Raw genomic sequence first — 20,182 nt, forward strand, 5'->3', positions numbered from 1 at the left:
GAGTTTGGGGAGTCAAGAATGAAACATCTCTGGCAGCACTCCGGCCCACTGTCCGCGGCCACCGGGGAGGAACCGCAAGGCGGATGGTCTCTTGCTGGTTCTGGTCGGGGAGCAGGCAAAAGGTTGCGTCTTCTGGCGCGCCTTGTTCAGGATCTGATCATTCCGCCAAGATGCGCCGGTTGCGGCAAGATTGTTCAGGATGCCAATAGCCTTTGTGGCACCTGTTGGGCGGACATGGACTGGATTGCAAAACCCTATTGCTCTGTCTCCGGATTGCCCTTTTCCTATGATCTGGGCAACAGGCTTGTCAGCCCGGAGGTGCTGGCCCATCCACCCGTCTATGACCGCGCCCGTTCGGTGGCACTGTTCGGCTCGACGGCCCGACGGATGGTGCATCGGCTCAAGTATCTGGACCGTACCGACCTTGCTGGTGTCATGGGGCGCTGGATGGTGCGGGCGGGGGCGGATTGCCTCACTGATCCGCAGGCCCTGATCGTGCCGGTTCCATTGCACAGGAGACGCCTGTGGCGGCGGCGCTATAACCAGTCGGCGCTGCTTGCCAAGGCCATGGCGGAGGAGACCGGGCTTGCCTTCATGCCCGATCTTCTGGTGCGGACGCGGCCCACCCGGCAGCAGGTCGGCCTCAATGAAGCCGAGCGGCGGATGAATGTGGAAGGCGCCTTCCAGCTCAACCTGCCGGATCGGCTGTCGCTGACCGGACGGACGGTGGTGCTGATTGATGATGTCTGGACGACAGGGGCGACACTGGAGGCCTGTTGCAGGGTTCTGAGGCGATCCAATGCCGGAGAAATTTGCATTATCACCTTTGCACGGGTTGCCGCTGGCGCGGAAATAACCATATAAATCATGAGATTTTGAACAAGTCCAAACTGGACGGGTGGTTTGCATCCGGCAAGGCGCAATGCCCGGTTTGGTTCGCAAGGAGACCGAAATGGCTGAAGTTGTTATCTATACGCGCAAGATGTGTGGTTTTTGCACCGCTGCCAAAAAGCTGCTGAGCGACAAGGGGGTGGCGTTCCGGGAACTGGACGCGACCTTCGATTCCGATCTCAAGCAGGAAATGATTGCCAAGTCCGGTCGCCGGACCTTTCCGCAGATCTTCATCAATGAAGAGCATGTCGGTGGCTGCGACGACCTGTTTGCCCTCGACAAGGCCGGCAAGCTCGACCCGATGCTCGCTGCCTGATCCCGGACCCGGCGTTTTCTTGTCTGTGGTCTGATGTCCTTGGTTTGAGGCCCTTGGTTTGAGGATGGGGCCGCATTGCCTTCTTGTCAGACAGGGGAAGCTTGGGTAAGACTCATCGGATGATCCTGTTTTGACCCCGTCGGGTCGAGAAATCCAAGACAATCCGGAGAGTGCCATGACGTCCTTTCGTGCTGCCTGTGTTCAACTGCGGTCAGGTCGCAACCCGGAGCATAATCTGGATGAAGCCGAGCGTCTGATCCGGGACGCCCGGCGTGATGGGGCCGACTATATCCAGACGCCCGAGCAGACTGCGACCATGGAAATGAACCGCAAGGCGATGATGGATGTCATCTCCGCGCAGGATGATGACGAAGGCGTCAAGCGGATGCAGGCGCTGGCCGAGGAGCTGGACATCTGGCTGCACATCGGGTCGATGTCCTTTCTGGTGCGCACCTGCGACGAGGTCAAGGCGGTTAACCGCAGCCTGCTGATCACACCCACTGGGCGGATTGCTGCCCAGTATGACAAGATCCACATGTTCGATGTCGATCTCGAAAGCGGCGAAAGCTACCGGGAGTCGGCCAGTTTCGTGCCGGGTCTCAAGGCCGTCAGCAGTATCCTGCCGTGGGGCACGCTGGGGATGACAATCTGCTACGATCTGCGCTTCCCCTATCTGTACCGGGCGCTCTGTCGGCAGAAGGGTGCTACCATCCTGGCCATTCCCGCCGCTTTCACCAAACGCACAGGGCAGGCGCACTGGGACGTGCTGATGCGGGCGAGGGCCATCGAGAATGGCGCCTTCGTGATCGCCGCGGCGCAAGGCGGCAAGCATGAGAACGGGCGCGAGACCTATGGGCATTCGATCATTGTCGACCCATGGGGCACCGTGTTGGCGGTGGCTGGAGAAGAGCCCTGCTTCATCGCTGCCGACATCGACATGACGCGGGTCGAGGGCTGCCGCAAGGCCATTCCGTCGCTGCAGCATGATCGGGCTTTTGAAATCTGACGCCAGATAGCCTATATTTAGAGAGATGAAACTTTTCTCCTGCCAATGTGTGCAAGCTGGCTTGTCATGCTGGCCGCGCCGATTGGCGAGAGGGTGCCACTGTAACCGGATATGACTTAGAGGTCTGACTTGATTAAGTATTCGCTGCGTTGCGATCATGATCATGTGTTTGAAGGCTGGTTTCGCAATAATGATGATTGCGAGGCACAGATCCGTGATGGGCGGGTGGAATGCCCCTATTGCGCCTCTACGTCGATTGCCAAGTCCCTGATGGCCCCAAGCGTGACTGGGACTCGCACTCAGGATAAGGGGCTGCCTGTTCGCCCCGGTGCAGCTCACACGGGGGTGGCATCTGGCGGGGCTGGTGGCAATGCCGTCGTGCCTGCATCCGTATCGGTTTCTGCTCCTGCCTCCGCAGAGGCGGGGGAAGGACCCAGCCCGCAACAGATTCAGCAGATGCTTCGGGCCTTCCGTCAGCATGTGGTCGACAATGCCGATTATGTCGGCGACAAGTTTGCCGAAGAGGCCCGCAAGATGCACTTCCGCGAAACCGAAGAGCGCGGCATCTATGGCGAGGCGACCGTTGATGAAATCAAGTCGCTCTCGGAAGACGGGATCGATTGTCTGCCGATGCCTGTCTTGCCTGAAGACCAGAACTGATGGGTGTCATCTGAGTGGCGCGGACGGCGCCTTCGGTCCTGACATGATGACAAATAAAGAAAACCCCGCTCCGGCACTCTGGCCGAAGCGGGGCTTTTTGTTTCTGGTGATCTGTCGTTACGCGGCTGCGAAATCTTCGACAAATTTTTCCACGATCTTGCTGAGGTCGCCTGCCTGATCGGAGAGGCCCTTGGAGAGGTCCTGCAGCCGGATCGAGGCTGTGCCGGTCTGTTCTGCTGCAAGGCTCACGCCGCCGATGTTTCGTGTCACTTCATCGGTGCCGGTTGCTGCCTGCTGGCAGTTGGTCGCGATTTCAGCGGTTGCCGATCCCTGCTCGTCCACGGCGACCGTGATCTGGGACGCGGTTTCCTTGATGCTGGCGATGACCTGAGCGATTTCGCCAACCGATTTGACGGTGCCGTCTGTAGCCTGCTGGATCTCGGCGACTTTCTGGCCGATTTCCTCGGTGGCCTTGGCGGTCTGCGATGCCAGTTGCTTGACCTCTGCAGCCACAACGGCAAAGCCCTTGCCTGCTTCTCCGGCCCGTGCCGCCTCGATGGTGGCGTTGAGGGCGAGAAGGTTGGTCTGGGCGGCGATGCCGTTGATCAGCTCGATGACATCACCAATGGCTGCGGCTGCGGCTGCCAGTGACTGGATGCGCTGGTTGGCGGCGTCGGCTTCGGCATTGGCCTTGTCGGCGACCTGGGCAGAATGGATGACCTGATCATTGACAACACGAACGGAAGCGGACATTTCCTCGGTGGCGCTGGCTACGGTCTGGACGTTGGCAGACGCCTGATCGGCGGCAACGGCCACGGACTGCGACTGCCGCGATGTTTCCTTGGCGGTTTCGGACAGGTCCTGAGCGGCGCTGGCGACTTCGCTGGACGAAGAGGCGATGCCCGAGGAGAGGGCCTGCATGCGGGAGACAAAGTCCTGGGCGAGCTTGGCCCGATGGTCCAGAAGCTTGCGTTCCGCTTCTTCGCGCTCGGAGGCTTCCTGGCGCAGTCTTTCTGCTTCCTGCAAGCCGGTGCGTAGCACTTCGGAGGCCTTGGCAATTTCGCCGATCTCGTCCTTGCGATCAGCGCCGTCGACACGGTCAACCGGATCACCCGATGCGATCCTGCGCAGGATATTCGCCATGGTGACGATTGGAGAGGAAATGTTGTGAGCGACGAATGCCATGGCTGCCATGGCGACCACTGCGACCACAAGCGCCACCGCAAGCTGCCAGAACAGATCGTTGTTGTTGCGCTGTGCCATGGCCTGACCCATGGCGATGGATTCGGCCATTACGACGGAGCGGGGTACGTCGATGACCACAGACCAGCTCTTGTCGGTGCGGCCCAGAGCAATCGGGGAGAAGACGCGCAGGGTGTCGTCCCCTTCGTTCACGAAGACCTTGGGCTGACCCTGATTGAGCGCTGCGGTTTCAGCCTGAATATTGTCCGGATCGGCTTCAAATTTGCCGCCGATCAGTTTGGGATTGGCACTGGAGGCAACCACGAGACCGTCATTGGTGACGATTTCAACCGAGCCGCTGCCGTTGAAGGTGCTGTTGTCGACCTTGTTGGCCAGTTCCTGCACGAAAGACAGATCGAAGTCGGCGCCAGCGACACCGGCGAATTTGCCATTGACCTTGATCGGTACGGACATGGTGGCCAGATAGACGGCCTTGCCCTGTACGACATAAGGCAGGGGAGCGAGGATGCTTTCGTTGCCACTGGCCTGCGGGCCGAGGAACCAGCCGCCCTTGATCAGGCCGTTCGAGTGTTTGTCGGAGCTGTCATATTCAACGAGCGGCTGTACGGCAATCTTGCTGCCGTCGCGCGTCCAGTAGGGCAGGGCGCGACCGGTCTCGTCCGAGCCAACCTTGGCGTCGGAGCGGTAGCTGTTGTCCATGCCGTCCAGTGCGTTTGGCTCCCACGCGCTGTAGGTGCCATTGAAAAGCGGGTTGTCGGTGAGGGATCGATGCAGAAGCTCGTTGAGCTGGCCACGCCGGATCTCCTTGGGTGATCCTCCGTCTCCTTCGGGCATGGCAATCGTCTCAAGCGCCTTGGCCATGCTTCGCGCCGTGGAAAATGCGGTTTCAACTTCAGACTTGATGATGCCCGCCTGAGCGGCTGCGAGGTTGGACAGGGATTTCTGGCCTGTGATGTCGAGCAACTCACCCACGTTCGACGAAACGTAGGTTGCGTTGTTTCTGGCTGACCAGAGGTTATATCCAACAATGGTGCCTGTTGAGCCAATGACACAGATGGCAGTGAAGGCGACGATGCGAACGCGAATGGAGTGGAGGTTCATAATGCAAAACCTTGTTGAGTGCCATTCAGAATAGCAGTGATACGACTGATTTGCCCGGACACCTGGCGGCCGGAATTGTTTTTTTATTCTGGGCAGACCTCTTCTGTCCGGAATGTATTGATTATTTTGAATTTGATGTATTAAGACGAGGTAAAATATTATTTTGTAACGTCTAGTGCAAAAGGGTTATGCAGATATACTTGGTCATCTGCGGAGTTTTCATGTAAAGAAATTGGTTGTTTTGACAGGATTTGCGCGCATACGTTTATTTCTCCATGCGCATTGCTGGTGCTTATACTTTGCCGCGAAGGGAGCTTGCCGGTGTAAAAGGTTTGGAAGGTTATTCTGAGGCTATTTCTTCTGGCAAAGAAACATGTAGTTGACGTCGAGGTCGTTTGAGCGGGACCATTTGTCGAACAACGGGTTGTAGCTGACGCCGACCTTTTCGACGATCTCCAGACCAGTCGGGGCAAGGGAGCGTTCCAATTCGTTCGGGGTGACGAATTTTTCCCATGTGTGGGTGCCAACCGGAAGCCAGCGCAGGATGTATTCTGCTCCGATGATCGCCAGAGCGTGAGACTTCAGGGTGCGGTTGAGTGTTGCAATAACCATCAGCCCACCCGGCTTGACCATGCTGGCGCATTCGGACAGGAACAGGTCGACGTCGGCTACGTGTTCCACCACTTCCATCGTCAGGACGACATCGTAAGACCGGCCTTCGGCAACGAGGGCTTCGGCTGTCGTGGCGCGGTAGTCGATGGCAAGGCCGCTTTCCCTGGCGTGGGTGGAGGCGATGCCGATGTTGGTTTCCGAGGCGTCGACGCCGGTTACCTCAGCTCCGAGGCGACAGAGCGGTTCGCACAGAAGGCCACCGCCACAACCGACATCCAGAATGGTCAGGCCCTTGAGAGGCTGACGGGCATGGGCATCACAGCCGAAATGATCTAGCAGCTTTTCCCTCAAATAGGCGATGCGGGTCGGGTTGAACTTGTGCAGGGGCCGGAACTTGCCCGTCGGGCTCCACCATTCCTGAGCCATCGCCGAGAACCGCGCAATTTCAGCATCATCAACGGTGGTTGCCTTTGGATTGGTCTGGGATGTCATTGTCTGCCCTTTGCTTCCGATCTGCTTTGGGGGATATACGGTTGGGGTTTCCCCCTTGTTGATTAGCGAATTGATTGTCAAAACGCCATCGTGATGCAGTTTTCAATAACTTCTTTCCGCGAGAGGAAAAGTCAAGCCCGAGAATGCTTGCATGCGCGCCGTCTGCCGAGTATGACTATGCGCAACCGGCGGCAAGGTCAATCTGCCCTTATGATTGTGCCGCTTAAAACGGAAAACCAGTGACAGAAAGCGATAGTGAATGGCTCGTCTTGTCATGAAGTTCGGGGGTACGTCTGTTGCGGATATCGAGCGCATCAGACGCGTTGCCCGACACGTGAAGCGTGAAGTGGACGCGGGAAATCAGGTGGCCGTCGTAGTCTCTGCGATGGCTGGCAAAACCAACGAGCTGGTTGGTTGGGTCCAGGAGGCTTCTCCCCTTTATGATGCTCGCGAGTATGATACCGTTGTTTCCTCTGGTGAACAGGTGACATCGGGTCTTCTTGCCTTGACCCTGCAGAATATGGGCGTTGATGCCCGGTCTTGGCTTGGATGGCAAATTCCTTTTAAAACCAATGGTGTACACGGTGCTGCGCGGATCGAGGAAATCGATGGTTCGGTCCTGATCGAGCGTCTGGAAATGAACCAGGTTGCTGTGGTCGCCGGGTTCCAGGGGATTGCTCCGGACAACCGGATCTCGACTTTGGGGCGCGGTGGTTCCGACACCAGCGCGGTTGCCATTGCAGCTGCCATCAATGCCGACCGTTGCGATATCTATACCGATGTGGACGGGGTCTACACCACTGACCCGCGCATTGTTCCCGAAGCGAGACGGCTCGATCAGATTTCCTTTGAGGAAATGCTGGAAATGGCATCTCTGGGTGCCAAGGTTATGCAGGTGCGCTCTGTCGAGATGGCAATGGTGCATAATGTTCGCACATTCGTGCGGTCTTCTTTCGTCGAGCCGGATGCTCCCGAGCTGATGAATGCGGACCAGCCCGTGGGAACTTTGATCTGTGATGAGGATGAGATTGTGGAAAAACAGGTTGTAACCGGAATTGCCTTCTCGAAGGATGAAGCGCAAATCTCCCTGCGTCGGCTCGAAGACAAGCCGGGCATTGCGGCGCATGTTTTTGGTCCTCTTGCAGAGGCCAATATCAATGTCGACATGATCGTGCAGAATATCTCTGAAGATGGCACCATCACTGATATGACCTTCACTGTGCCCAAGGGCGATTTCGATCGCGCCCGGGTCGTGCTGGAAGGCGCCCGTCACAACATCAACTACAATGTCCTGCAAGGCTCGACCGATGTGGTGAAGGTGTCCGTGATCGGTATCGGGATGCGCAGCCATGCCGGTGTCGCCTCCCAGGCCTTCAAGGCGCTGGCTGAGCGTGGCATCAACATTCGCGCCATCACGACGTCCGAGATCAAGATTTCCATCCTGATCGATGCTGAATATGCGGAGCTGGCGGTTCGCGCCCTGCATTCGCTTTACGGATTGGACGAGAAGTAGATCCTTGCGTTGTGGAGCGGCCGCTTGATGGCCGTTTCACAACTTCGTTTCCTGTCGAGAGAGTGTCCTTTGGCCCCTCTAAAGCTTTGCGCATGATTGATCTGCCTGATCGCATCATGCCATACTGCGCGTGACACGAATCCCCGCTTTCTGACTCATGGCTTGTGGCGGGTTTTCGGACGTCAGGAAATCTTATTTGCGGGTTGGCCGCCCAGTGGTGGTTCCCCTGTGACAATGCGGAAAATCGGAGATACCCGGATGCGGGGAAATCTGGCAGGTCCGCGCATTCTCTTGCGACGCCTTCGCGAAACGATGGCCAAGCCGACGGATGCGCAGGAACGATTAAACGAGATTGTGCGACTGATCGCGGCCAACATGGTGGCCGAGGTTTGCTCGGTCTATGTTCTTCGTTCCGATAATCTGCTCGAGCTTTACGCGACCGAGGGCCTCAATCCGATGGCCGTGCACGAGACCCGCCTGAGCGTCGGCGAGGGCTTGGTCGGTCACATCGCGTCCGAAGCGCGCATCCTCAATCTGTCGGAGCCGCAGGAGCACCCAGCCTTTGCCTACCGCCCGGAAACGGGTGAGGAAATCTATCACGCCTTTCTCGGTGTTCCCATCCTGCGTTCGGGCCGGACGCTGGGCGTTCTGGTTGTTCAGAACAAGACCCAGCGGCTCTATTCGGACGAGGAAGTCGAGGCCCTGCAGACCACTGCGATGGTGCTGGCCGAGCTGATTGCCTCCGGCGAGCTGAAGGGCCTTTCCGGACCCGGTGCCGATCTCGATCTCGTCCGGCCTTTGCGGCTTGAAGGTCTGTCTATGGCCGAAGGGCTTGGCCTTGGGCGGGTCGTTCTGCACGAGCCGCGCATCGTGGTCACGAATCTCATTGCCGAGGACGCTCAGGCCGAGGAAAAGCGGCTGGAATCGGCGATCGAGCATTTGCGCCTGTCGGTCGATGACCTGTTGAATCGTGACGACATTTCCCATGTCGGCGAGCATCGCGACATTCTGGAAGCCTACCGGATGTTTGCCTATGACCGCGGTTGGGTGCGGCGGATGCAGGAAGCCATTCATACCGGTCTGACAGCCGAAGCTGCGGTGGAGCGGGTGCAGAGCGACACGCGCGCCCGTCTGATGCGCTCCACAGACCCGTATCTGCGTGACCGGCTGCATGATTTCGATGATCTGGCCAACCGGTTGATGCGCAAGCTCAGCGGCGACAAGCTGACGGACAAGAATGGCGAGAAGCCGACCGACGCGATCATCGTTGCCCGCAACATGGGGGCGGCGGAGCTACTCGACTATGGGCGGGACCGGGTCCGTGGTCTGGTTCTGGAAGAAGGCGCGCCGACGAGCCATGTGGTCATCGTTGCCCGTGCGCTCGGAATTCCCACGGTCGGTCAGGTCGCCACGGCAGTCGCTCTTTGTGAAGACGGCGATCCGATCATTGTTGACGGCGATACCGGCCATGTGCACATGCGCCCGCCTGCCGATGTGGAAGCCTCCTATGTCGACCAGGTCAAGTTCCGTGCCCATCGACAGGAACAATATCGCAAGCTGCGCGACAAGCCTGCCGTCACTCAGGACGGGGTGCCGGTCGATCTCTACATGAATGCCGGCCTTCTGGTGGATCTGCCGAACATGGTTGGCGCAGGTGCCAAGGGCATCGGCCTGTTCCGGACGGAGCTGCAGTTCATGGTTGCGGCCAGCTTCCCGCGGATGCGCGAACAGGAAAAGGTCTATCGTCAGGTGCTCGACAGTGCCGACGGGATGCCCGTGACCTTCCGTTCCCTTGACGTGGGCGGCGACAAGGTTCTTGCCTTCCTGCGTATGGCGGCAGAGGAAAACCCGGCCATGGGCTGGCGGGCCATCCGGCTCGGGCTTGATCGCCCCGGCCTGCTCAGGACTCAGATGCGGGCCCTGCTGCATGCCGCAGCGGGACGGACTCTTCGGCTGATGTTCCCGATGATCACCGATGTCTTCGAGTTCGATGAAGCCAAGGGCCTGTTCATGCGGGAGGTCGCCCATCTGGAGCGGCACAATTATCAGAAGCCGGAGAAGATCCAGCTTGGCGCCATGCTGGAAGTGCCGTCACTGCTGTTCCAGCTTGATGCACTTCTGGATCGGGCGGATTTCATTTCCATCGGTACCAATGACCTGCATCAGTTCATGATGGCCTGTGACAGGGGCAACACCCGGCTTTCCGGGCGCTACAGTTCGCTGTCGCCGTCCTTCCTGCGCGCTCTCAAACATATCATCACCAAGGGTGAGGAAAAGGGCGTGCCGGTTACCGTGTGCGGTGAGCTGGCGGGTCGGGCAACCGGTGCGATGGCGCTGTTGGCGCTTGGCTATCGCCATCTTTCCATGGCGCCTTCCTCCGTCGGGCCGGTCAAGGCCATGCTGCTTGAGCTGCCGCTCGCTCAGCTTGAGGCGGAATTCACCGAAATGCTTGCAACAGCTGTTCATGCTGATGAGGTGAAACGCTTCCTGCAGGATTTCGCAGAACGTTACGATATTCATATTCCGGCGGGAAATCTCTAGCGACTCTCTGTGTGGATCGTCCGTGCTGTCGCTTGGGGCAGGGTGGGGGATAGACAGTGAGCGTGTTTCTCATGGCCGATTGCAACAGGACTGAAAAATATGGTTGGAGTTTCCATTCCGAAGGGCCGCGTTGAAGCCCTGATCCAGCGGTTCGATGCCCTGTCCGCCGAGATGGCGGCGGGACCTGATCCCGATGCCTATGTGAAGCTCAGCCGGGATTATGCCGAGCTGGAGCCTGTTGCCATGAAGTCGCGCGAATATATGGCCGCACTTCAGGAGCTTCAGGATCTTGAAGACATTCTCGAGGATCCGGACATGGATGCCGAAATGCGCGAACTGGCGCAGCTGGATCTCAAGCCGACCGAGGAGAAAATCGAGGATCTTGCTGCCGAGTTGCAGATTCTGCTGCTGCCCAAGGACGCTGCCGACAACAAGAGCGCCATTCTGGAAGTGCGCGCCGGGACCGGTGGGGACGAAGCTGCCCTGTTTGCGGGGGATCTGTTCCGCATGTATCAGCGCTATGCCGAGGTCAATGGCTGGAAGGTTTCTGTGATGTCGGTCAGCGAAGGCGAAGTCGGCGGTTACAAGGAAATCATCGCCAGCGTTTCCGGCGTCGGAGTGTTTGCCAAGATGAAATATGAATCCGGCGTGCACCGGGTACAGCGCGTGCCGGAAACCGAATCCGGTGGCCGCATCCACACCTCGGCAGCGACCGTGGCCGTGTTGCCCGAAGCAGAAGAGGTGGACATCGACATTCGCCCCGACGATATCCGCATTGATACGATGCGCGCGTCGGGTGCCGGTGGACAGCATGTCAACACCACCGACTCGGCCGTACGCATCACCCATCTACCCACCGGCATAGTCGTGACCTCGTCAGAGAAGTCGCAGCATCAGAACCGGGCCAACGCCATGAAGGTTTTGCAGGCGCGCCTCTATGAGGCCGAACGGGAGCGGGCCGACAGTGAGCGGTCTGAAGCGCGTCGGGGGCAGGTCGGTTCCGGTGACCGTTCGGAGCGAATCCGCACCTACAACTTCCCTCAGGGGCGCGTGACAGACCACCGCATCAACCTGACGCTCTACAAGCTGGACAAGGTTCTGGCCGGGGAAGCGCTCGGGGAGCTGATTGATGCGCTGATCGCCGAGAATCAGGCCCAGTTGCTGGCCGCTGCCGAAGAGGGGGCCGTCTAGCGCACAAGCTGGACAGGGTTTTCGCAGCAGCCTTCGGAGGGTTCGATGCGTCTTGATCAGAAGATTGCCGAAATGGCCAGGCGTCTTGCCGATGAAGGCATCGAGACGGCACGACTGGATGCCCGTTTGCTGGCGTCACATGGGCTGTCGCTTTCGGAGACGGACATCATCCTGCAATTTGACCGGTCGCTCGATGCCGATGAGATGGCTCTGCTTGATGCCTTCATCGCTCGCCGAGCCGAGCGCGAGCCGATTGCCCATATTCTGGGGTATCGGGAATTTTGGGGCCTTGATTTCAAGGTTACCAAAGACACGCTGGTGCCGAGACCGGACAGCGAGACGCTGGTGGCCGGGGTGCTCGACCGCATTGCCGATAAAAGGGCTCCTCTGAAGCTGGTTGACATCGGAACGGGAACCGGGTGCCTCCTGCTTTCCCTGCTGTCCGAATTGCCCAATGCGCGAGGGGTCGGGTCGGACATCTCGCCTGCAGCTCTGGCTGTTGCGCAAGAGAATGCGCAGAGTCTGGGCCTTTCCGGGCGGGTGGCCTTTGTCGAGGCCAGCTACGCAGACGCCTTTGCCGGAGGCATGGACATCCTGATTTCCAATCCGCCCTATCTGGCGGAAACGGAGATGGCGGATATCGAGCGGGATGTGGCCGATTATGATCCGCTCGGGGCGCTGGTCTCCGGGGCGACGGGGCTTGAAGCCTATGAAGCCATCTTCGCCGCCATTGCCAGCTGGCAACAGAAGCCTTCCCTGATGGCATTCGAGTTCGGATATCGCCAGGCAGCGGCGGTCAAATCTCTTGCCCAAGTGCATGGGCTGGCAGAGGAAAACGATACCCATTGCCACATTTTACAGGATCTTGGCGGCCAAAATCGCATATTGTTGCTCGAAACGCACCCAATCTAAGCCTTTTTGCCAAACTTCTGTTGAAAGCGGCTGTTGCCCTTGGACAAAAAAACTCAATGGGCTTGAATTTGCGCCGTAAGTCGATAAGTTGATTTCACCAAGAGCAAAATCCGGCTGATTTGCGTTGCAAAGTACAGCTGGCGACGGGGTCCGGATCAGACATGTCTGAAGCTTATGGTTCCCGGTAGCGGATTTCAGATTTTATTCAGTCAAAGAAGCCATTCGATCATTGAATCGATAAAGCTCGTGACTTTTCAAACAGGTTGACAACCCGGTGTCATGGTCTGAGGGATCAGGTCAAGTCCTGCGTCCGTTGGGCGCTTGCAATCAGTTTGCCTTGCTGAACCTTTTGGTCGGCCTATTTACGAGAGAAAAACAATGCGACAGAGCCAGAAAAGCAGCCGGACACGCAGTCGCGGGCGCAAGCCTTCCAATCCGCTGTCCAGATCCTATGACAGCAATGGACCGGATGTAAAAATTCGTGGCACAGCCAGCCATATCGCCGAGAAATATCAGTCTCTCGCCCGGGATGCCCAGGCGTCCGGTGACATGGTGATGGCCGAAAACTACTACCAGCACGCTGAGCATTATCTGCGTATCATCGCGGCGGCTCAGCCTGCAACCCGCGAAGAGATGCGCCCGGTCAATGGCTCCGGCGAGCAGCCCGTTATCGAGCGGTCTTCCCGCAAGTCTTCGATGTCCGAGATCACTGGTGACGAGCCGCAGCCGGATATCAATGGCTTTGAAGACACCGCCGTCGAGATGGAAGTGGCCGTTTTCGATCCGCAGCAGGATGATGACGGTGATGATTCCGATCAGCCGGATATCCCGGTTGTGGCGGAAAGCGACAAGGAAGATGACGGCAAGGCCGCTCCTCGTCGTCGCCGTCGCACGACCTATCGTTCTCGCAAGAAGCCAGCTGGCGCCGACAAGGATGGCGAAGGCGCTTCTGCTGTTGAAGGTCCTCAGCCGGTTATCGCTGAAGACTGAGCACCGGCTCACTGATTTGCAGACTTTAAACCCGCCTTCTCGGCGGGTTTTTTCTTTTCAAGGTCCTTGGTCTGCCATCGTCAGAGCACAGTCAGAGCACAGTCAGAGCACCGTCAGGGCGGCTCCGGTTTGCAGCGAGCCGCTTTGCAGAGGCATCAGGTGAATGCCGCAGTCGCAATGGTCATAATGGGTCATCAGCAGCTTGGGAATATTCTGGTCCCGTTCACCGGTCGCTGGATTGGCGTTGGTCGCCGCGCAGCGCTGGGTGCGCTTGCGGACGGTGAAGCGGAGATCTCCGATGGTGATATCCTTGCCAATCCAGTCATGTTCCTGCCACGGCTTTGCGCCTTCGATATAGAAATTGCCGCGGAAGCGCAGGGGATCGAGATCGGCACCCGCCTTTTCGCTGATATCCCGGACTGACGCCAGATTGATCAGGGTAACATCCTGGGTTTTTGAATCGGTGAAGGAAAAGCCATCGGCATGCAACAGGCGTGGCGCACCGCGCAAAGGTTTGTTGCAGTAGGTGGCCAGATAATCGAGCACGTCCTGCATTGAGGCCGGATCGAACAGATTGCCGCTGGCAACCTGCTCACCGTCTTTCGATATAGTGAAGGCGCCGGTCTCCGGTTCGAATGCGGATTTGAGGGCTGCCAGCTCCGGCTGCTTCATCAGCATCAGAAAATGAACCTTGGATAGGTGGGCCGGACTGTTCTGGTCAAAGCCGCTGTCGCCATTCTCAATGGCAAAGGCCCTGTCCCATGGCAGCGGCTTCCCTTCCAGAACCTCAACGGCGGTCAGTTTCTGGGGCGTAAATCCCTTGATCGGATAGCGATAGATTGCGTTTAGCAAGATGGTCATCAGGTCTGCTTTCGTTTGGAAAAAGCCGCAACCCCGGGGTAAGGCTGGCAGGGTAGGCTGAAGCGGAAATTATTTGATACTTGCCTCTTTTGTTGCGCAAATGCAACACCATATTGAGGGGGACACCTCTCTGGCTCATGCAGCAGGGGGGAGGACTGACGTGTCGACTTGCTCGCTGGAAGAGGTCAGGAGCTTGTGCGATAGTCAAATTCAATCGTGGCGTCTCGATCATGCCAATGGATGGATGATCAGGATTGCGCACAAAGGAGAGTGACAATGAATTTGGAACGCTACACAGAGCGTGCGCGCGGCTTCATGCAGTCAGCGCAGACATATGCCATCGGGCAGGGGCATCAGGCCTTTTTGCCGGAGCATATCCTCAAGGTTCTGATGGATGACAAGGAAGGCATGGCTTCCGGGCTCATTGATCGGTCTGGCGGGCAATCGGCGCAGGTGCGTCTGCTGCTGGAAGACCGGCTGAAGGCTCTGCCTGCTGTTTCCGGTTCCGGCGCAGGACAGCTATATCTGTCGCCCGATATGGCCAAGCTGTTTGAAAAGGCCGAAGAGATTGCCAAGAAGGCAGGCGATTCCTACGTGACTGTCGAACGTCTGCTTCTGGCCATCAGCATGTTGACGGACAGCGAGGCTGGCAAGATCCTCAGCAAGGCCGGTGTGTCGCCGCAGAATCTCAATCGAGCCATCGAGGAAATCCGCAAGGGACGGACGGCTGATTCAGCTTCGGCTGAAGACGGCTATGACGCCCTCAAGAAATATGCCCGCGATCTGACACAGGATGCGCGTGACGGCAAGCTCGATCCGGTGATCGGGCGCGATGACGAAATCCGGCGGACCATTCAGGTGCTGTCGCGCCGGACCAAGAACAACCCGGTGCTGATCGGCGAGCCGGGCGTCGGCAAGACCGCCATTGCGGAAGGGCTGGCGCTCCGGATCATCAATGGCGACGTGCCCGAATCCCTCAAGGAAAAGCGTTTGCTGGCTCTTGATATGGGTGCCTTGATCGCTGGTGCCAAATATCGTGGCGAGTTCGAGGAGCGTTTGAAGGCGGTATTGAATGAGGTTCAGGCTGCCAGTGGCGAACTGATCCTGTTCATCGACGAGATGCATACGCTAGTCGGAGCAGGCAAGTCCGATGGTGCCATGGATGCCTCCAACCTGCTGAAACCGGCTTTGGCGCGGGGTGAGCTGCACTGCGTTGGCGCGACCACGCTGGATGAATATCGCAAGTATGTCGAAAAGGATGCGGCTCTGGCCCGCCGGTTCCAGCCGGTGATGGTTAATGAGCCGACCGTGGCCGATACGATTTCGATCCTGCGCGGGCTGAAGGAAAAATATGAGCTGCACCACGGGGTCCGCATCAGCGACAATGCGCTGGTTTCTGCGGCAACCCTGTCGGACCGCTATATCACCGACCGGTTCCTGCCGGACAAGGCGATCGACCTGATGGACGAGGCCGCCTCGCGGTTGCGCATGCAGGTCGATTCCAAGCCCGAAGAGCTGGACGAGCTGGACCGGCGAATCATCCAGTTGAAGATCGAGCGGGAAGCCCTCAAGAAGGAAGAGGACGTTGCCTCCCGTGACCGGTTGGAAAAACTGGAAGATGAGCTGGTTGATCTCGAAGAGGAATCGGCAGCCCTGACCCAGCGCTGGCAGGCAGAGAAAGACAAGCTTTCCGATGCCACCAAGATCAAGGAACAGCTGGACGAGGCACGGGTTCATCTGGCTCAGGCCCAGCGGCGCGGCGATCTGGCCAAGGCCGGTGAGCTGGCCTATGGCGAAATCCCCCGTCTGGAGGGACTTCTGGCCCAGGTTGAAGAACGCACCCAGCAGTCCAATGCCATGGTCGAACGGTCTGTCCAGCCCGATCACATTGCCCATGTGATTTCGCGCTGGACCGGTATCCCGGTCGACAAGATGCTCGAAGGCGAGCGGGACAAGCTGTTGCGCATGGAGGCAGAGCTTGGCCAGCGGGTCATCGGGCAGGCGGATGCGGTTGCCGCGGTTTCCAAGGCCGTGCGGCGCGCAAGGGCCGGGTTGCAGGATCCGAACAGGCCGATCGGCTCGTTCATGTTCCTCGGGCCGACCGGTGTGGGCAAGACCGAGCTCACCAAGACGCTGGCCGACTTCCTGTTCGATGACGAGCACGCGATGGTTCGGCTCGACATGTCCGAGTTCATGGAAAAGCACTCGGTCGCCCGTCTCATCGGTGCGCCTCCGGGCTATGTGGGCTACGAAGAGGGTGGCGTTCTGACCGAAGCGGTCCGGCGGCGTCCTTATCAGGTGATCCTGTTCGACGAGATCGAAAAGGCGCATCCGGATGTCTTCAACGTACTGTTGCAGGTGCTTGACGATGGCCGGTTGACTGATGGCCAGGGGCGGACGGTTGATTTCCGCAACACCCTGATCATCATGACCTCGAACCTTGGGGCTGAATTCCTGCTTGGCAAGGAGGAAACCGACCTCAAGGATGCCGACAAGGAGCGAGTGCTGGAGGTGGTTCGGTCTGCTTTCCGTCCCGAGTTCCTCAACCGGATTGACGAGATCATCATCTTCCATCGCCTGATGCGCGAGCATATGGCTTCCATCGTGGCCATTCAGATGAAGCATCTGACCAAGCTGCTGGCCGATCGCAAGATCGAGTTGGTGCTGGATGATGAGGCAACCGAATGGCTGGCCAACAAGGGCTATGATCCGGCCTATGGTGCACGTCCGCTCAAACGGGTGATTCAGCGCTATATTCAGGATCCGCTGGCCGAAGAGCTGCTTTCGGGTGGCATTCTGGATGGGTCCCGCGTGCATGTGCTGGTCAAGGATGATGCCCTGACCTTCGGTGTCGAGGAATAACAGCCAAAGGCAATGGCGGTAATGCGTTTCGCCTTTGCCGTTCCTATCAAACAGAAAGCCCCGACAGACATCTGCCGGGGCTTTCTTTTGTCCGGATGTAACGGGCGTTGCTATTCGGTGTCGTTCTGGGCAACCTTGATCTCGCTGGATTTGCCCAACAGATCGTTGATGCGTTCCTGCTCCTGAGTGAAGCTGGCCAGCATGTCGCCACTGAGAGTGCGGCCGCGCGGCAGACGGATGCGCATCGGGTCCACATGGCGACCGTTGACCGTCACCTCGTAGTGCAGATGCGGCCCGGTCGACAGGCCGGTGGAACCGACATAGCCGATGATCTGGCCCTGATGGACGTAATCGCCAACATCCAGCCCCGATTCGAAGCGGCTCATATGGCCATAGCCGGTGGCATAGCCATTGGTGTGCTGGATTTCGATGAAGTTGCCATAGCCGCTGGCCCACTTGCGCGTGATGATGCGGCCATTGCCTGCTGCCATCACCGGTGTGCCACGCGATGCCGACCAGTCGACGCCCTTGTGCAGGCGCATGATCTTCAGGATCGGATGGCGGCGCCAACCGAACGGCGAGCGGAATTTGGCGCCCGGCACCGGTTTGCGCATCAGGAATTTCTTGGCGCTGCGGCCGCTCTCGTCATAATAGTCGACGATGCCGTCATCCTGGGTGCGATAGCGATAGTAGCGCTTGGTGACACCATTCAGCTGGATCTCGACGAACATGATCTCGGCCTTGTCGCCGTTTTCCGGAACGGAGTGGAAGAGCTGCAGCGAATCGCCCGGCTTCACCATCGCGTTGAAATCGACGTCGAAGGACAGGATCTTGATCATCTCATCGATCATTTCCGGTTCGATGCCGTTGTTGAGTGCTGTCTGGTAGACCGAGTCATAAACAGTCAGCCGCGGGCCGGTCCTCAGAGTGGTAAGGGAATCGGGTGTCGCTGACAGGGACAGATCGCCTTCTACCGGCTCGTCGGCGACCTGGAACGTGCCCTGATCAGAACGGGCGACCGTGATCTGGTGCTCTTCTCCGAGATAGAGACTGATGCGCAGAGGGGAGCGCTCGCGAAGGCCGTCATTGACGAGCTCATAAACGATGCGCATGCGCTGGTTGTTCGACAGATCGTCAATGCCGGCCTTGTCGGCGATCAGTTCGGCCAGTTCCGCAGCTTCTTCTTCTGTTGCCTCGTTTTCGAGCAGCAGGTTGCGAACGGTGTCTCCCTGAACGGCAACGACGATCTTCTCTTCGGTTTCCGTGCCCTGATTGGTGCCTTCGGTCTTGGTGAAGGAACTCATGTTCTCGGGTACGATGCGAATATAGGAGGGGGCGAGCGCGTCAACGGATGTTGCCGGGAACTCGAAACGCGCCGGGTCGATCACCCCAAAGGCGGGTTGGGTCTGGTTGCTGTCATCGGACAGGAAGAGTGCAGACTGGTTGACCAGACGCCGCACTTCAAAATTGCTCGGGCCGCCTGCGTCGAGCTCGTAATCGCTGACAAGGTTGAGCGGTTCTGCTCTCAGCCGCATCTCGCCTTCCACGTTGGCAGAATAGAGCTGGTCGTCCTGCTGGCTGGCGGGCTGTTGCTTTCTGTCGGAAGAAGAGGAGAAGATTCGGACCGGGTCGAAGGCCGGGAAGGTGATATTCGGGGACTTCTTGGTTTCCAGAGACGCCGAAATCAGCATGAAGGGTTTGGTGGTGACCAGATTCTCATCACCCAAGGTCGATATGGTGCTGACCTGAATTTCTCGCCGATGCGACACCGGACGAATGGAGCGCGACAGGCGATTGCCCTTGGTGCCTGCGGCGATCAATTCGCCGGGCGCAAGCGGGTGCGATTCTTCTGCCTGTGTCAGAAAGGCCTGCTCGGTCATCTTGTCCTGGCTTTGAATGCCAGCAACCAGAGCGCCTCCCATCAGGAATATGGATGTACAGCCGGTAAGAATGGTGCCGACCAGCCAGCGGATGTTCAGGGTGCGGCGGTCTGGCGGGTTCAAGCGCGCTGATGGCGTCAACAATGCAGGGGCCTGACCCAGATCGATGCTGGAATCAATGCGTACTGAAGGCTGGGTCTTTTTGACGGGTGCTTTCAGATAGGGCGGCTGGGTCAGAGTTGTTGTGCTCATTGGGCTTTCAAAATTTGGTCGAGTGTCTGATTTCTACCCGGATCTGCCCGCTTCCGGGCAGTAACTTTATTCAGTGGGAACACCCGGTTTTCTTGCGGCCTTTTAAAGTTCCTTTAAGGCATCGGAAAAGAGCACGCAATTGCGGCAGAAAAAGGGATCGCGCGTTCTTTGTCCAAGCCTGTAATTTATGGCCCGCATATTACCTTATGGCAACCAGAAAACGGCACTGGATGCCGAAAGGATGACGGGGGCAAAGTGGGGCTCCTTGGGCTTTGCCATGTCCGGGGTTTTGTCAGGTGGGCGGCAAGAAGAAATCAACAAGTCGTGGGAAGGATCACGAGAGAGATTTCTCACTCGCCGACTCGCGATCCTGATTATGTGAAAACCAATCAAGCGGGATTCTTGCGATGGCCATGCTTATCCCCGATATCCTCTCGCCAGACGAGCTCACTGTGCAGACTTGGTGGCGATTGCGAACAAAGTCGGGCTGAGCGTTGATGAGGGATCTTACGTGCGTCTTTCTATGCTCATATAGCTTGTGTGAAGGAACTGGCGGATTTCAGCCATATCGTAAAATTTGGCGTTTTAAAATGAAGATTTTTGGGCATCGTAGTTTTGCTTATTTGCGTGTGAGTATTGCGAAGTTGGGAGGTATTGTGACTGTGTGAATTTTGTTATGTATATGTTTTTATTGACAAAAACATAGTTTTCAACGCATTGGATGAATAAGTTTGAAAAAGTTTTTAGAAAGCGTTTGACTCTGATTGGGGTGGGGTCTATAAGTCCGTTCATCGACAGCGGCGGCGCTGCTGGCGGCGGGGCGGTTCGCCTCAAAATTTGGAATTTGGCGAGTGATTAGGTGCTTGCTTTGAGTTCTGAGAAAAGGCTTTTGGTCTTTT

Annotated in this window: 15 protein-coding genes; 10 read left to right on the plus strand and 5 right to left on the minus strand. The window is 57.9% G+C overall.

Annotated features, from left to right (window positions below; translation table 11 throughout):
* Positions 1-18: 18 nt before the first annotated feature.
* The 4 genes from DSL70_RS20560 (at position 19) to DSL70_RS20575 (ending at position 2,873) form a co-directional block, all read left to right on the plus strand.
* Entirely contained in the window at positions 19-864 is an 846-nt protein-coding gene (locus tag DSL70_RS20560) for a ComF family protein (RefSeq protein ID WP_119309858.1), read from the plus strand.
* A gap of 88 nt (positions 865-952) precedes the next feature.
* Positions 953-1,207 carry a glutaredoxin 3 gene (gene grxC, locus DSL70_RS20565; RefSeq protein WP_119309876.1) on the plus strand — a complete coding sequence of 85 codons (255 nt, stop codon included), beginning with the start codon at positions 953-955 and terminating at the stop codon, positions 1,205-1,207.
* A gap of 175 nt (positions 1,208-1,382) precedes the next feature.
* On the plus strand, positions 1,383-2,213 hold the full coding sequence (locus DSL70_RS20570) for a carbon-nitrogen hydrolase family protein (RefSeq protein ID WP_119309859.1): 831 nt from the start codon (positions 1,383-1,385) through the stop codon (positions 2,211-2,213).
* Between the two features lie 129 nt (positions 2,214-2,342).
* Positions 2,343-2,873, plus strand: coding sequence for a DUF1178 family protein (locus DSL70_RS20575; protein ID WP_119309860.1), 531 nt, complete (start codon positions 2,343-2,345; stop codon positions 2,871-2,873).
* A gap of 117 nt (positions 2,874-2,990) precedes the next feature.
* On the opposite strand, the gene DSL70_RS20580 is transcribed toward DSL70_RS20575, so the two are convergent.
* Together DSL70_RS20580 and ubiG are read right to left on the minus strand one after the other, a co-directional pair.
* Entirely contained in the window at positions 2,991-5,177 is a 2,187-nt protein-coding gene (locus tag DSL70_RS20580) for a methyl-accepting chemotaxis protein (RefSeq protein ID WP_119309861.1), read from the minus strand.
* A gap of 351 nt (positions 5,178-5,528) precedes the next feature.
* Positions 5,529-6,281, minus strand: coding sequence for a bifunctional 2-polyprenyl-6-hydroxyphenol methylase/3-demethylubiquinol 3-O-methyltransferase UbiG (gene ubiG, locus DSL70_RS20585; protein WP_119309877.1), 753 nt, complete (start codon positions 6,279-6,281; stop codon positions 5,529-5,531).
* Positions 6,282-6,540: 259 nt separating this feature from the next.
* Here ubiG and DSL70_RS20590 point away from each other — a divergent pair, with 259 nt between their 5' ends.
* The 5 genes from DSL70_RS20590 (at position 6,541) to DSL70_RS20610 (ending at position 13,428) form a co-directional block, all read left to right on the plus strand.
* A complete protein-coding gene (locus tag DSL70_RS20590; RefSeq protein WP_119309862.1) occupies positions 6,541-7,794 on the plus strand; it encodes an aspartate kinase in 1,254 nt (417 codons plus the stop codon).
* Between the two features lie 258 nt (positions 7,795-8,052).
* Complete coding sequence (gene ptsP, locus DSL70_RS20595; protein ID WP_119309863.1) at positions 8,053-10,335, plus strand: phosphoenolpyruvate--protein phosphotransferase; 2,283 nt, start codon at positions 8,053-8,055, stop codon at positions 10,333-10,335.
* A 99-nt stretch (positions 10,336-10,434) separates the two neighbouring features.
* Entirely contained in the window at positions 10,435-11,526 is a 1,092-nt protein-coding gene (gene prfA / locus DSL70_RS20600; protein ID WP_119309864.1) for a peptide chain release factor 1, read from the plus strand.
* Positions 11,527-11,571: 45 nt separating this feature from the next.
* On the plus strand, positions 11,572-12,438 hold the full coding sequence (prmC, locus tag DSL70_RS20605; RefSeq protein ID WP_119309865.1) for a peptide chain release factor N(5)-glutamine methyltransferase: 867 nt from the start codon (positions 11,572-11,574) through the stop codon (positions 12,436-12,438).
* A gap of 378 nt (positions 12,439-12,816) precedes the next feature.
* On the plus strand, positions 12,817-13,428 hold the full coding sequence (locus tag DSL70_RS20610; protein ID WP_119309866.1) for a DUF4167 domain-containing protein: 612 nt from the start codon (positions 12,817-12,819) through the stop codon (positions 13,426-13,428).
* Positions 13,429-13,530: 102 nt separating this feature from the next.
* Here the strand turns inward: DSL70_RS20610 and DSL70_RS20615 are convergent, their stop codons facing one another.
* Complete coding sequence (locus tag DSL70_RS20615) at positions 13,531-14,289, minus strand: MOSC domain-containing protein (protein WP_119309867.1); 759 nt, start codon at positions 14,287-14,289, stop codon at positions 13,531-13,533.
* 276 nt (positions 14,290-14,565) lie between these two features.
* On the opposite strand from DSL70_RS20615, the gene clpB reads away from it, so the two are divergent.
* The gene (gene clpB, locus DSL70_RS20620) at positions 14,566-17,151 is read left to right on the plus strand and encodes an ATP-dependent chaperone ClpB (RefSeq protein WP_119309868.1); all 2,586 of its coding nucleotides are present in this window, start codon (positions 14,566-14,568) and stop codon (positions 17,149-17,151) included.
* A 110-nt stretch (positions 17,152-17,261) separates the two neighbouring features.
* Here the strand turns inward: clpB and DSL70_RS20625 are convergent, their stop codons facing one another.
* Positions 17,262-19,283 carry a M23 family metallopeptidase gene (locus DSL70_RS20625; RefSeq protein ID WP_119309869.1) on the minus strand — a complete coding sequence of 674 codons (2,022 nt, stop codon included), beginning with the start codon at positions 19,281-19,283 and terminating at the stop codon, positions 17,262-17,264.
* Between the two features lie 709 nt (positions 19,284-19,992).
* The coding region (locus DSL70_RS22465; RefSeq protein WP_205563432.1) for a hypothetical protein at positions 19,993-20,182 on the minus strand (190 nt) is incomplete at its 5' end.

Origin of the sequence: Cohaesibacter haloalkalitolerans, assembly GCF_003574655.1 — a bacterium.
Taxonomy (GTDB): domain Bacteria; phylum Pseudomonadota; class Alphaproteobacteria; order Rhizobiales; family Cohaesibacteraceae; genus Cohaesibacter; species Cohaesibacter haloalkalitolerans.